The sequence below is a fragment of the Thermogemmatispora sp. genome (assembly GCF_019683755.1).
Classification (GTDB): Bacteria; Chloroflexota; Ktedonobacteria; order Ktedonobacterales; family Ktedonobacteraceae; genus Thermogemmatispora.
On record NZ_JADGHT010000005.1, the window covers coordinates 1 to 13,579 of the forward strand.

Annotated in this window: 10 protein-coding genes; 6 read left to right on the top strand and 4 right to left on the bottom strand. The window is 58.6% G+C overall.

Going from position 1 to position 13,579, the window contains the following annotated elements:
- Positions 1–207: 207 nt before the first annotated feature.
- Complete coding sequence (gene rpsU / locus IRZ24_RS00985) at positions 208–396, top strand: 30S ribosomal protein S21 (protein WP_052890055.1); 189 nt, start codon at positions 208–210, stop codon at positions 394–396.
- Between the two features lie 247 nt (positions 397–643).
- Here rpsU and IRZ24_RS00990 read toward each other — a convergent pair whose 3' ends face one another.
- Positions 644–1,693 carry a dipeptide epimerase gene (locus tag IRZ24_RS00990; RefSeq protein WP_297159728.1) on the bottom strand — a complete coding sequence of 350 codons (1,050 nt, stop codon included), beginning with the start codon at positions 1,691–1,693 and terminating at the stop codon, positions 644–646.
- Between the two features lie 463 nt (positions 1,694–2,156).
- On the opposite strand from IRZ24_RS00990, the gene IRZ24_RS00995 reads away from it, so the two are divergent.
- From IRZ24_RS00995 to IRZ24_RS01015, 5 genes are all read left to right on the top strand, one after another.
- Positions 2,157–2,681, top strand: a complete 525-nt coding sequence (locus IRZ24_RS00995) for an NUDIX domain-containing protein (RefSeq protein ID WP_297159730.1) — start codon at positions 2,157–2,159, stop codon at positions 2,679–2,681.
- A gap of 173 nt (positions 2,682–2,854) precedes the next feature.
- Positions 2,855–4,012 carry a ScyD/ScyE family protein gene (locus IRZ24_RS01000; protein WP_297159732.1) on the top strand — a complete coding sequence of 386 codons (1,158 nt, stop codon included), beginning with the start codon at positions 2,855–2,857 and terminating at the stop codon, positions 4,010–4,012.
- Between the two features lie 766 nt (positions 4,013–4,778).
- A complete protein-coding gene (locus IRZ24_RS01005; RefSeq protein ID WP_297159733.1) occupies positions 4,779–6,488 on the top strand; it encodes a peptide ABC transporter substrate-binding protein in 1,710 nt (569 codons plus the stop codon).
- A gap of 309 nt (positions 6,489–6,797) precedes the next feature.
- Positions 6,798–7,757 carry an ABC transporter permease gene (locus tag IRZ24_RS01010; RefSeq protein ID WP_297159735.1) on the top strand — a complete coding sequence of 320 codons (960 nt, stop codon included), beginning with the start codon at positions 6,798–6,800 and terminating at the stop codon, positions 7,755–7,757.
- 23 nt (positions 7,758–7,780) lie between these two features.
- Complete coding sequence (locus IRZ24_RS01015; protein ID WP_297159736.1) at positions 7,781–8,908, top strand: ABC transporter permease; 1,128 nt, start codon at positions 7,781–7,783, stop codon at positions 8,906–8,908.
- Positions 8,909–9,021: 113 nt separating this feature from the next.
- Here IRZ24_RS01015 and IRZ24_RS01020 read toward each other — a convergent pair whose 3' ends face one another.
- The 3 genes from IRZ24_RS01020 to IRZ24_RS01030 form a co-directional block, all read right to left on the bottom strand.
- On the bottom strand, positions 9,022–10,617 hold the full coding sequence (locus IRZ24_RS01020; RefSeq protein WP_297159738.1) for an APC family permease: 1,596 nt from the start codon (positions 10,615–10,617) through the stop codon (positions 9,022–9,024).
- 305 nt (positions 10,618–10,922) lie between these two features.
- Positions 10,923–12,008, bottom strand: a complete 1,086-nt coding sequence (locus IRZ24_RS01025; protein WP_297159739.1) for a hypothetical protein — start codon at positions 12,006–12,008, stop codon at positions 10,923–10,925.
- Complete coding sequence (locus IRZ24_RS01030; protein ID WP_297159740.1) at positions 11,998–13,503, bottom strand: hypothetical protein; 1,506 nt, start codon at positions 13,501–13,503, stop codon at positions 11,998–12,000. Before IRZ24_RS01030 ends, IRZ24_RS01025 begins: the two co-directional genes overlap by 11 nt.
- Positions 13,504–13,579: the final 76 nt, after the last annotated feature.

Sequence of the window (13,579 nt, forward strand, 5' to 3'; positions counted from 1 at the left end):
CTATCAAGTATGCTATACTGGGAGCAATCATGAAGGGCACGCTGCTCTTAGCTCTGTCCCTCTGCAGCGCTGACCTCGTGCTCCTCGTGAGAATGGTTCATTCATTGCAGCTTTTCTCATCCTTCTATTTTATGCCTGTTACCGACGGCGGGCTGCGTGCGGGCCGCTGCGGGTAGCGGCAGATCTAGATAGGGGCTGGTTTTCTCGATGAGCGAGATCAAGGTGAATCCGGGCGAGCCGTTTGATGTCGCCCTCAAGAAGTTTAACCGCCGCGTGCAGCAGGATGGCATTCTCTCAGAGGCCCGCCGTCGTGCGCGCTATGAGAGTCCACAGGACCGCCGCAAACGAAAGGCGGCTAACCTGCGCCGCAAGCTCCGTCGTTCACGCCGCGGTTAAGACGATTAACAACCCTTGGGCTTAAAACTGCCTGCTTACCATGCTTACTTGCTAAATAGTAGCCTTGCAGTTGCTGATGCTTAGGTGAAGAAGGGGAGAGCGACCTGTTGGCGGAGAGAAGCGCTGAGCGTCTAGCCTGCCACCAACTGGCTAGTGCCCGGTCTCTTCTCCTCTGAGTAGAGGCTTGTCTGTCGCTCTCCTCGTTTCATACTAGGTATGCTCCTCCCCTCCTCTCTTTTTCAAGTTTTCAAACGACGCCCTGCTTGTCGTTCTCTCCTCCGGTATGAACGCGGGGGACCACTCCCAAGCCAGGCCTCTCGGGCAAAATTAGCTTGCCTTGAATGACGCGCACGCCGCAGAAGGGATCGTTGTCGATGAGCAGGTTGCCATCGAGATCGGCATAGTCGACGAGCGGTGTCAGGTGGGCGGCTGCCGTGATCGCCAACGAGCTTTCGATCATGCAGCCGAGCATGACTTGCAGATGATGGGCGCGGGCTGTATGGATCATCTTGAGGGCGTGGCTGATCCCCCCGCATTTCATCAGTTTGATGTTAATGCCATCAACGCAGCCAGCCAGGCGCGGGATGTCCTCCAGAGAGACGCAGCTCTCATCAACGATGATAGGCACGGGGATCTGTTGACGCAGGAGACGCAGACCCTCCAGGTCGCCGGGGGCAATAGGTTGCTCGACAAACTCGATCCCGTACTCGGCCAGGGCGTTGATGGTGCGAATGGCTTCTTTGACGCTCCAACCGGCATTGGCATCGACACGTAGCGTGGCCTGAGAGACCGCGCGAATGGCTCGTACGTTCTCGACGTCATGCCTGGTGCCTACCTTGATCTTGAGAATGGGGTAATCTTGGGCGCGGGCGGCCTTCTCGGCCATGTGCTCGGGAGTGTCGAGGCCGATCGTGAAAGAGGTAAGGGCGCTGCGCGCTGGGTTGAGGCCGAGCAGCCGGTAAAGCGGCAGATTGAGGAGCTTGCCCACAAGGTCGTAGAGCGCCATGTCGATCGCTGCTTTAGCCGCAGGGTTGCGCCCGATGACATGATCGAGGCGCTCAAGGATGTCTGCGATCAGGAAGGGGTCGTCTCCGAGTTCCCGGGCAAAACGCTCCAGACAGGCGCTGACGGTGGTGGCAGTCTCACCGTAGTAGGCTGAGGGTGCCGCCTCGCCGTAGCCGCTGAGACCGTCGTGACTCAGCGTCACCAGCAGATTGTCTGCAATTTCTTCAACCCCGCGCGCGATGCGGAACGGGGTGCTCAGCTTCAGCTGCAAAGGCTGAGTCTCTAGCTGCATGATCGCTCGCTCCCTTGTATTCTGCTCCGGCTTGTGTGCACGGAGATCAACTCCTCCTGGCCTGGGCTGGAGGTGGCTGCGCTTTGTCATCTTCCCTTGCCCCTCACCAACCTCGCCCGCTTGATCTGCCTGCTGAACCTGGCACGCTCTCCCTCTGGCGGCTTGCCGTGAAGACACCAATACCAGGCCTGGAGGAGCGTATCTTTTTCTGAGCATAGCATATGAAGCTCGTGCCTGTCTGCTCTTGAACTTAGTCAGGCCGGCCTTGCAATGGCTCGGTGATGAGCCTGCGACAATTTTGCGATCGGGCGCTCTGCGAATTGCGACAGGAAGAGGTTATCTTTGCTCCTGGACCGAGTCAGAGCGCCCTCCCTGGGCGGCGCGTCTGACTTGTTGCCGGGACAGGCTATCGCATGCCTGATTATATCCTCAAATGAAAGAAGAGGCTGTAAATAGAATGCTTATGAACACTGTAAAAACGATGCTTTATGGATGGCTCAAGCACTGGGTCAGCTTCTGTTTTAATCTGGCGAATCTCGCGCTCGGGGAGAAGTTGCCTCCCTTCGGAAGCGCAGCGGTGGTTGTGGAAGAGCAGGGGCGTTTCCTGGTGATGCTTCTCCCTGGCGGACGGGCGGTCTTTCCGGGTGGCTTTATGACTTGGCGTGAGCATCCACGTGAGGCGGCAGAGCGCGAGGGACGTGAAGAAACCGGGTTGGTGCTGGAAGCCGATGATCTGATCAACTTTTATTCGCTGGCAACCACTAGCTGGGGTGCACTTAGTACGATTAGCTTTGTCTATCATGCACGCGTGCGCGGTGGACAGCTACGGGCTGGTATGGAGGGCCGCCCGTGTTGGCTCACGGAGGGCGAGCTGCGGCAGCGCATGGACCGCCATTCGCTGCGCGTGCTTGATGATTATCTGCGCTATCGCCAACAACGGTGTGAGGAGCTGAGTCGCATCAAGACCCTGGTGCCTCTGGTTCGCTGACTGAGGCTCTGCCTCTGTGGTGAACTCCCGCTACCTCAGGCTCCTTGCTAACCAGCGCCTGCTTGTGTTTCTCTCTCCTCTCTATAGTAGTAGCGGAACACAGGGATATATGCTTATCGAAAAGCATATATCCAATTTGGCAAAAGAGAATGCTGAAAGCAGAGAGGAGAGTCATGAACAGCACGCGTCTGAGATGCATACTCGTCAGGGTCATTGCTCTCGGGCTGGTTTTACCGACGTCGCTAGTGATCGTTCCGCCGTGGGCGCGGGCTCAATCTCAGGCCAGGCCCGCGCCGATTGCTAGCATCAGCGTCTTTGCAACCGGGCTGAATAACCCGCGGGGCCTGCACTTTGGTCCCGATGGGCAACTCTACGTTGCCGAGGGTGGCCTTGGGGGCCGGCAATCAACGGTTGGTCGTTGTCAGCAAGTGCCACCGCCAATTGGTCCGTACACCGGTGGCTTCAGTGCCCGCATTTCGCGCATTGATCGGCATGGCAAGCGCGTCACTCTGATCGATCATCTCCCTTCCAGCCAGACAAGCCCGGCCAGCGAGAGCACGGTGAGCGGTGTCTCGGATCTCGCTTTTATCGGCCATACCCTCTATGGCCTGCTCGCTGGTGCAGGCTGTTCCCACGGTATACCCCAGGTACCCAATGCTATTTTCCGCTTTGAGCCGGAGCATCATCGCGTGTTCTACATCGCCGATCTCAGCCATTTTCTGCAGACGCATCCCGTTAAGCATCCTGATCAAGAGGACTTCGAGCCTGACGGGACCTGGTATAGCATGGTGGCGGTCAATGGCAGCCTGTATGCGCTGGAGCCAAATCATGGCGAGTTGGACCGGATCACGCCACGCTGGCAGCGTGCTCGGCATGCGGGTAGCGAGATCCAACGGGTGGCGGATATCTCCGCCAGCCAGGGCCACATTGTGCCGACGGCGGTGGTCTTTCATCGTGGTCTCTTCTATGTGGCTAATCTGGGTACCTTCCCTGTGCACGTGGGGACAGAAAAGCTGCTGGTCATCACACCGCGTGGTCACGTGCGTGTCTTGATGAGCGGATTAACAGCGGTACTTGGGCTGGCTTTCGATCGGCGTGGACGGCTCTATGTCCTGGAGACTACGACGGCCAATAATGCTGGCCCAGTGCCAGGCACGGGGGTAATTGTGCGCGTCAGCGAGCGCGGACGCCAGGTACTGATCGCCTCGGGGCTGAGTTTCCCGACGGCTATGACCTTCGGACCGGATGGCGACCTCTATGTGTCGAACAAGGGGTTCGGCTACGGTCCCGGTCAGGGAGAGATTTTACGTATCCATCTCGCTGAGCATTAGCCCTCTCTCTTCTATCCCAACCCCGCGCCGCCAGTTGCGCGAACAGGCTCACTGGCGGGAAAGAAGAACTGGCTTGCTCTCTCCGCAAAGTAGGCAGGAGCACTGGTCTCCCTCCAGGCGCACCCTGGTGCGCTGGCCGGTCGCTGACCAGGCTCTTGCTGTTTTTTTATGCTGTGGACCCGCAGCTTCTCTCGCGGCTGCCTGGGGCTTGCCGCCCTTGTCGATAGGGGAATTCTTATAGTCTTGATAGGCGAGAGGCCGCGCTGACGATGGCGGAGAGAGGGCGAGCCCTGCTGACTGTGTGTCCACAAGGCAGGCCTCCTGGCTAGCCAACCAAGAAAAGAGGACAAAGCGCAGAAACGCAAGGGCTTTTAGGGCAAGATGATCGTCGCTTGAATACAGGAGCAATTCGCATGAGCGCCCCCACTGCGTTAGTGCAGCCTCTTTGACGAGAGACGGCGGATGACCAGAATCGGAGGAGAGAGCTGGTGAGCGGGGAGAAGTAAGCAGGCGCAGATGGTTGAGAGATTCCTCCCAGAATGGACGTAATATCTATACAGCTCAGCCTGTGACAAGGGGTGAGCCAGGCGCACGTTTCCCAGACCGAAAGGGGGCAATGAAGCACAGGGAGAAACGCTGTAGCCATCAGAAGCATGCTGAGCGGGAAGTATCTTCTTTCATTCTACCAGTCGGTGCCGGCTGGTAAAAGCCACTCAGTACCATCTGCTCCGTCCCGACAGGACAGAAGCCAGAAGAGAGGTTACCCGTGCGTAAGAGCAGACCATTTCCCTTTGTCTTGATTCCGGCCTTGCTCTGTCTGATTGCGCTGCTTGTCGCCTGTGGTGGCGGCCAGAGCAGCAGCAGCAGCAGCAGCACGCAAGTTGCGCCGCTTGATAAGCAGGTGCTGCGCATTCCCATTGGACCCACTGATTTTGGCACACTGGACCCTGCCCTGGTGCAGCTTGCCATTGATGCTAACACCATTGAGGCCATCTGGACCGGCCTGGTGGAGTGGGACCACAACATTCAGCTCCGCGACCAACTCGCCCAGTCTCACGAGATCTCTGCTGATGGCCTCACCTACACCTTCCATCTGCGACCCAATCTCAAATTCAGCGACGGTACACCGCTCACCTCGCAGGACGTTATTTACAGCATCGACCGTACCCTGCAGCCGGCCACCAAGTCACAGGTTGCCTACTATCTCAACCTGATCAAGGATTACGACAAGATCACCAGCGGCAAGATCCCGACCTTGATTGGCGATAGCCTCTTGGCGCCTGATCCTAACACGGTGGTCATCAAGATCAGCAAACCCGCGGCCTATTTCCTGCAGGCTCTGACCTATCCCTGTTCGTACGTTGTCGAGAAGAAGCTGATCGACAAGTACGGCAGCAAGTGGACTGATCACCTGACCGAGGGCGGTGGCGCCGGACCCTTCAAGGTTCAGAGCTATGACCACACCAAAGGCATCGTCCTGGTGCCCAATCCCTACTACTATGGCCCCCAACCCAAGATCCAGAAGCTGGAGTACCTGATCTCTGGCGACCAGGATACTACCTTCCGCGCCTACCAGTCGCATCAGTTTGACTATACCGGCGTCGTTGGCCTGCCGCCGGCTCAGATCGATTCTGTACGCAACTCGCCGGAGTTTCACGAGTACGTGAACTTCCGCATCAGGTACATCACCATGAATTACCTGGTGAAGCCCTTTGACAACATCCATATTCGCCAGGCCTTTGCGCTGGCCATTGACAAGGAGTTGCTGCAGAAGACTGTCTTCAGAAACGCCGTCGAAGCCACTAACCACATTGTGCCCAAGGGCATGCCAGGCTATAACCCCAATCTGGTCGGTCCAGCGGGCGTCAGTAGCCTGTCAGGTGATAGGGTGAAGGCTAAGCAGCTCTTGCAGCAGGGCTTGCGGGAAGAGGGGATGACTTCGCTGCCAACCATCACCTTCAACTACTACACCGATGCCCAGGCCATTGTGCAGGCCTCACAGGCCATCGCCCAGATGTGGGAGAACGTCCTTGGGGCTAACGTCAAGCTAGTCGGCACCACCTACGAGAAGCTGATTACGCTGGAGAACGCTACCGTCAATAACCCCAACGGCCTGCAGGTCTGGATCTCCGGCTGGTTGGCTGACTACCCCGATCCCCAGGACTTCCTGTCGGTCTTCTTTGACAAAGGCTCTGGCTACAACCAGATGAACTACGGTCAGAATCACTCGACCGATGCGGCGAAGCAGCAACAGGTTCAGAAGCTTCTCGAAGAGGCTGATGTCAACCTGAATCAGACGGAGCGCATGCAGCAGTACAATCAGGCGGAGCAGCAGATCGTCGATGACGTTGGCTGGATTCCCATCTACCAGAACAAGATCCAGCTCATGCAGAGCACCAAGCTGCATGGTATCGTCTACAACGGCCTGTCGATCATTCCGCCTGACGACTGGGCGAACATCTACTTTACCGTCTGAGGCCTGACGCCACTAGCCCGCTAGTGGGTTAGCTAGCTAGCTAGCTAGCTAGTAGCACGCCTCACATAAGCACAGCCTGGCATTCTGCCGGCCCGTTTAGGGGGAGGTCCGACCTTCAGCCTGGGCGCGGCTGCGAATGCCAGGCTTGCCTATACCATGCCTGGCCAGGCATACTCAGAGACAGAGCCTGTCGTAGGGCGAGTGCCTGACCTGACCTGGCTGGTCCTTCGCCGGCAAGCTCATCCCAGGTAGGGAGAGCCAGGCCTGGTGAGGGGGGCAGAGAAGCAAAGGAGAGAGGGAGTAAAGCACATGCTCCAATTCCTGGTGAAGCGCCTGATCGGGCTGATCTTTGTGATTGTGGGCATCACCTTCATCACCTTCATCATGGGCTATCTGGCCCCCGGTGATCCCATTCGGGCCCAGATGGGCGACCATTTTGATTACCACACCTGGCAGATGCTGCGTCATGCCTATGGGCTAGACCTCCCCTGGTATCAGCAATACTACAACTATCTGGTGCACCTGGCCCATTTTGACCTTGGCATCTCCTTCAAGTACCAGAACCGACCGGTGTGGGATATTCTCAAGGACGGCGTCCCAGTCTCGCTAGAGCTAGCCTTCTGGGGCCTGGTGGTTGAACTCCTGCTAGGTATTCCTGTGGGCATTCTCTCGGCCATTAAAGCCAACAGTTGGATTGACACGCTCAACATGGGAGTGGCTCTAATCATCTACGCCCTGCCGCCCTTCGTCATTGCCATCCTGGCCCAGGTGGTTATTGTCTGGATCGATAGCAAGACTGGGGCTAGCTGGCCATCCTCATCCTGGGGTGCCCCCTGGCAATATGATTGGACTGATCTGCAGCCGAAGATTGTTCCGATCCTCGTCTATGGAGCGGCGGGCTACGCCTACTTTGCGCGCCTGGCTCGTACCACAATGCTAGAGGTACTGCGTCAAGACTACGTGCGTACCGCGCGCGCCAAGGGCCTGCACGAGCGCGTCGTCATCTATTGGCATGCTTTGCGCAACGCTCTCATTCCGCTGGTGACTGTCCTTGGCGTCGCCATTGGTCTGTTGGTCGCTGGCACTTTCTTCATCGAGCAGATTTTCAACATTCCGGGGATTGGGCGCATCTCACTGCAATCGGTGATTGATCTCGATTACCCGGTGATCCAGGCCACAGTAGTCCTGTTGGCGGTCGGCGTTGTGATCGGCAATCTCATCTCCGATATTCTCTACACTATTGTTGATCCGCGCATCAGGCTCGAATAGGGGGAGGAGCAGAGGAGAAACCTATGTCTATGGATGCACACCACAAGCCATCTGAGACCGCCGGCGAGAGCTTCGTGAAACCTGATGCCGGGCTACAGCCCCCGCCGGCTGAGCTATTGGAATTAGCCGCCGGCCTGCGCGAAGCGCCTCCGCTCGGTGCCCCACCCGGCGAAGAAGAAGCAGACCAAGAGCGTCGTGCGGCCTCACCCTGGCGGGAATCGCTGCGTCGGCTGCGCCGTGACAAGCGTGCAATGGCCAGCCTCGGCCTGATTATCTTCTTCGTGCTGGTCGCCTTCTTTGGTCCCCCTATCTACCAGCATATCGGCGGCGTCTACCAGAGTCCGCAAAACGGGCCAGTCCCCGCCAGTGTCTACCATAGCTACTATCACGAAGAGCTGATTCGCCAGGATGAAGGTCCCTCGGCTCAGTACTGGCTTGGGACCGATGATCTGGGACGTGACATTCTGGCCCGGCTGATGCAGGGTATGCTGGTCTCTATCATTGTTGCTGCTCTCGTTGAGGTCGTCGATATTGGGCTGGGCCTGACTGTGGGAGTGCTGGCCGGCTATTTCGGAGGTTGGATCGACCAGGTCCTGGCTCGCTTCACTGATCTGATGTTTGCCTTCCCGGGCTTACTCTTTGCCATCATGTTGACCGGCATCATTGGCCCTGGCGCCTCCGATGCCCTGGCCAAACTGCCGATCATCGGCCCGAATGGCAATGGACGCCTGCTACTGGTCTCGCTGGCCCTGGCGATTACGGTCTGGCCGCTCATGGCGCGCTACGTGCGTGGGCAAACGCTACAGCTCAAGGAGCAGCAATTTATCGAGGCGGCGCGCACCTCTGGCAGCAGCAACCTGCGCATCATTTTCCGCCATATCATTCCCAATCTCATGAGCATCGTAGTGGTGGCCTCAACGCTCAACATTTCTAACACCATCATTGGTGAGGCCGGCATCAGCCTGCTTGGCCTGGGCGTGCAGGCGCCCGGTTCCAGCCTGGGCCTGATGATCTCCGATGCCACGCCCTATATCAATACTCATCCCTGGGAGATTCTCGTTCCCACCACCGTGTTGGCCTTGATCGTCTTGGCCTTTTCTTTCCTCGGTGATGGCCTGCGCGACGCCTTTGATCCGCGCTCCAAAGATTGAAGGACCACGCAAGAGCAACAGGTGGCCCTCAATCTTTGGAGGCTGCTACGCAGCGCGTTGGGCAGGCAGAAGGTGAAGCAACACACTTCCCTTCGCCGGCTCACGCTCTGTAGCTAGAGGCGAGCGCTCTCCCAGTTGGCTTCACTGTTGGCAAACATACTGCCAATGGCCGCTATCACCAGGTAAGCGAAAGTCAGGACGCTGATAATGATAAACCATTGTGTATTGCTGATCAGGTTGGTCCATGAGTAGAAGAGCGTGCCGATGATGGCCAGGAAGCAGGCCACCGATCCGCAGAGGACACTGCCCCACAGGAGAGGTGCCGGGACAATGCGCCGCTCGCGTAGTAGGGGATGACGCATGCCGTGGAGCCGGATCAGGTTGAAGAAGAGAAAGCCCGCTGAGAAGGCCCAGACCAGTGTCGAAGAGGCCAGCATGACGTTATAGACCTCAGTCGAGAGATTGGCCGGCGTCGTTATCTGGACCGTGTAGGGGGCCAGCAGGAAGACAAAGGCCGTGACAACAATAGCTACCGCCGCTTGAAAGATCATGGCGTTGGCCGGGACACGCTGACGATTGAGCCGCGCTACTTTCACCGGTAAACGCTGGTCGATGCCAGCGACCATCAGCAGACGGGCGTAGGCATAGTTATAGACAACCATAGCCATGATGAAGAAGCTCATCAGACAGAAGGCCACAACGTTGCCCATAAATTTGCCCAGGGCCAGATCGACTACATGCACCAGTGCGAAAGGCGCAGCCCCGTTCTGCGGACCGGCGATAACGAGCAGGGCAAAAGTTGCAATGCCGTAGCCGACAATGACCAGCACAGCACCCCAGAAGAGATGGCGGGTAATCACGCGTAAACGAGCGACCTCGCCTCCCATATTGAGCGGGACTTCGGTCCCCAGGTAAGCCAGCGTAATCAGGCCGAAGAGGTAGAGATTGCCACTATTCTTATCGAAACGAATGCTCCAGTCGGAAAGGTGGCTGAAACTGGTCGCCGAGGGATGACCACGCAGGAGCCAGACTAGCCCGGCCAATCCAAGTAGCATGACAGCCACTAATGTCAGGCCAGCTACCAGGTTGACCAGCTTTTGGACAGCGCTGTAACGCTGGATGGCCAGGGTACTGGTCACTGCGATCAGGACGATGATGAAAAGGCCCTGTTGCCACGGCTCGGTGAGCCAGCCGGGGTTTAGCCCCTGCAAGTAGGAAACGATGACATCACCTGCGCTGATGATGACGAGGACGCCGGGGAACCAGGCGCAGAAGGCCGCGAAGAAGCTCCAGTAGCCGCCAAAGGCTTTGTGGGTCCAGTTGTAGAGCGAGCCTTCGTGTGGAAAGATCACTCCGAGCTGAGCCGTAGCAATGACGCCTGGGATGAAGAAAGCCAGGGCGCCAATGGCCCAGTAGGTGAAGGCCGCCGCGCCACCTGCTACCGCGGTGGTGGCGTTCGTGATGAAGAAGACGATCAGTAGGAAGGTGGCCACCATGTCCCCTGTACTGAGCAGGCGCGGCATCACCCGCGGTACGTAGCTTTCTGAGGGCAAGGCCGCTTTCCATGCTTCTCGCTCCTCTCCCTCCAGTTCTTCTGTAGAGTCACTGGACGCCAGAGGGCGAGCGCCCGTCGAAAGCGGTGCGTTGTGGAAGCTGTGGAGGTTTCCCCCGGCTTTGCTGGCTTCAACCCTGCCTTGCTCCTGTGGCATACGCATTGCCCTTCTCCTCCTTCTCTGATGCGGCTACCAGTGGAGCTGCTTTCTCGCCCAGGATTCAGGATGGCATAGCTGGTACTCGCACGGCGTAGTAGGTCGTCAAGCAACTCGACCTGTGCTGAGCACCAAGCCCAGCAGCATTGGCTCCACTGGCTCTTTCTGCCCATGATATTACTCAGTGCGCCCGCGAAGCTGGCGAGAAGGGCGCTGCCTGAGTAGGCTTGAGGAGTGTGCTGCCTTGAGGAGAGGGGGAGAATACGTAGCGAAAAAGTACTAGTTGAGTGACTCGAGAAACTAATTTACGTATGCCCGCTTCTGCGGGCAGCGGCTGCTGAGCTGGCAAGCGCCAGCTCCTGGAAAGCGCTGATAGTGATAACGGTGGCCGGAGCCAGAACCAGACGCAGGCCGCCAAAACCGCTCTGGAAGCTATCGTCGCGTGCACTGACCTGCCATTGAGTTGGCTCGGGCGTTCCCGCCAGCCACGCTCGGGCTTGCAATTGGTCGCCCTGGATGCGAAAGCGCAGATGGTAAGGACGGTTAGCCTGGGCTGCAAACGGCACGGCAGCTAGACGCGTCTGCATGCCGCCGCTGCTCTTGAGGAGCACAAGCTGAGAGCCATCGAGATAGGCTTTGTACCAATTATTGGTGTCCATCCAACGCAAGACTGCGCCCAGGTTAGCCTGCTGGAAGCTATTGATTGCCCCAGTAAAGAAGACCTCGCCGTCGCTGAAGGCTGGGCCTAAGATGGCATTGTAGGCTCCCTGACCGCCAACTAACTGGCCCTGCTGATGGCTGATGGAAAAGATGGCGCTCAGCCGAGCATCGCTCTGCCAGAGGTGACCGTCGCTGGCAGCACCCCAGCCGCGTTGATCAGGACGATGAAAGGTATCCGTGGCCAGCAGACTCATGCCTCCGGGCAGGGCCGTCGGCGTCGCCCCCTGCTGGCCTGGTGAGACAGACAGCGTACCCCTTTGGCCTGTGCCTAGAGCGCTAGGCTGACCGGTTGATTGGCTCGACGCAGCACTGTGAGCCGGGAGCTGAAGCGCTGTTTCAATGGAAGGTAGCAGGGTCACGGAAAAAAGCACTGTGACAATCAGTAGTCCCGCCAGGAGCAGGCTTCCGCTTCCAAGCGGCAACCTGGCTGTGTCTGTGCTTTCGTCGGTGGCCTGCTGACTGCTAACGGCTGGGGCTGCGCGAGACTCACCGCGCCCCCCCTCGGTCGCTGCCACCCCTTGATAGGAGCGGCTCGCCTTACCAGGCAGCCTCTGACGGCTTAAACGCAGCGGCTGCGGCTCTGGCGTCGTCTCGCTAGTAGCGACGGCTCCTTGACGATCATCGCCCGTCCGAGTTGGTATAATTCGCTGCTGATTTTTGCTACTGTTCATAATGACTTTTTCGAAGAAATTGTTCGATCTCCTCTACGAGAGAAGCCTGCTCTTGAGGCGAGACAGACCCTGGTGGAGGGGTCTGACCCGTCTGATGCCCCAGCCGCTCCCACGGCGTAGGCCGGAAGGCTGCAGGCTGGCTCTCCTCTGCTCTATACCCAGTGAATTGCCGGATTCCAACCAGGCCAACCGAGAGTACTAGCAGGATCAGCAGTCCACGCCCAGCGAAAATCAGCAAGCCGTCAACGGTCCAGCGCTCGGCAAGCCAGCCGGCTAGGGGAGTCAACAGCAGCGTGAGCAGCCCCTCAGTGACAAAGAGGAAGCGATTAACATGCTCCTCTTGAGCGCGCTCGTAGGCCAATTGCCCCTGATCAAGGGCCAGGCCCGGTGGCAGCAGATGGCGCTGGGAGAAGATCACGGTACTGAGGCTGGGCCGCAGACGTGGGAGCAGCATACCCCAGATGGCGGCGGCCAACGTATAGAAGCCCAGGCTAATGGCCAACCAGGCTGGTGCTTGCAGGTTGGGCAGGCCGAGAGCCAGCAGGCTGATTGCCATCACGAAAGGCTGGCAAAGTGCGATCGCCTGGCACCAGGGCCGCCAGCGCTCGGGAATCAGACGATCGGGCGGCCCGAGCATGCTGCGCAGGGGAACCTGTAAAGCGAAAACCAAGCTCAGGGCCAGGGTCTGAGCCAGCAGCAGCCAGAGCAGGATCGGTAGTGTTCCTTGGGCCTGCAGGATCGAGGCAAAGGGCGTTGGCACTGCGTTCCAGATACTACCGAGCACGATCGCCAGGCCGCTGGCCAGCAGGACCAGCCCGAGCTGTCCGCGGCGTGCCAGATAGCGCCACCAGCCTCCCTGTAGCAGCCAGTCAAGCGTGAGTTGCAAGCGCCAGCGGCGTGCCCCTTCCGTCAAATCGAACCAGTTATCAACCATGCGCCCAGGCGTTGGGAGGGGGGCACGAGCCTCGGGCCAGTAGTCGAGGATGAGCAGCGGCAGCAGCCAGAGAATGGTGAGCAGACCCGACCAGGTGGGCAGCAGCCACACCAGACTCAGCCCGAACATGGTCCCCAGAGCGGCGCGCATCAAAGCAATCCGTTCCTCGACCGCTGGCCAGGGGCGGCGCTGGAGCAGCCAGGCATTGCCGATCAGGGAAGAAAAGAACGAGAGCAGACCCAGTTCGACAGTCGTCAACCACAGCGGTCCCGACAGCGGTCGCATCACAGGCAGCGCCATTTGTGTCAAAGCGCAGAGCAGCAAGCCGCTTCCCCAGTAGCGGGCGCTGTTTCGCCGGCTTGTGGTGAGCAGCGTGGCGGCCAGCAGCGAGCCAGCTAACCAGGCCGTCGCGATCAAAGCTGTCAGCAGGGCCTCCCGGCCCTGAAACCAGCTCTGTCCCAGGAGACGCATCTGCAGCACGCTCAAGCCCAGACTGCCGCTCAGCCAGCAAGCATTTAAGAGGCGCCCGCCGATGGCAGCATCCAGTCGCCGCTCAGCCATCAAAAGAGCATTTGTCGCTTTTCTATGACCTGAGATCATAGCTGATTGAGAGCGAGTTTTTCGCCAATATAATGCT

Bases quoted from the DNA above. Each gene is read 5' to 3' on its own strand.
- rpsU (WP_052890055.1), top strand. From the start codon at position 208: ATGAGCGAGATCAAGGTGAATCCGGGCGAGCCGTTTGATGTCGCCCTC.
- IRZ24_RS00990 (WP_297159728.1), bottom strand. From the start codon at position 1,693: ATGCAGCTAGAGACTCAGCCTTTGCAGCTGAAGCTGAGCACCCCGTTC.
- IRZ24_RS00995 (WP_297159730.1), top strand. From the start codon at position 2,157: ATGAACACTGTAAAAACGATGCTTTATGGATGGCTCAAGCACTGGGTC.
- IRZ24_RS01000 (WP_297159732.1), top strand. From the start codon at position 2,855: ATGAACAGCACGCGTCTGAGATGCATACTCGTCAGGGTCATTGCTCTC.
- IRZ24_RS01010 (WP_297159735.1), top strand. From the start codon at position 6,798: ATGCTCCAATTCCTGGTGAAGCGCCTGATCGGGCTGATCTTTGTGATT.
- IRZ24_RS01015 (WP_297159736.1), top strand. From the start codon at position 7,781: ATGTCTATGGATGCACACCACAAGCCATCTGAGACCGCCGGCGAGAGC.
- IRZ24_RS01020 (WP_297159738.1), bottom strand. From the start codon at position 10,617: ATGCCACAGGAGCAAGGCAGGGTTGAAGCCAGCAAAGCCGGGGGAAAC.
- IRZ24_RS01025 (WP_297159739.1), bottom strand. From the start codon at position 12,008: ATGAACAGTAGCAAAAATCAGCAGCGAATTATACCAACTCGGACGGGC.
- IRZ24_RS01030 (WP_297159740.1), bottom strand. From the start codon at position 13,503: ATGGCTGAGCGGCGACTGGATGCTGCCATCGGCGGGCGCCTCTTAAAT.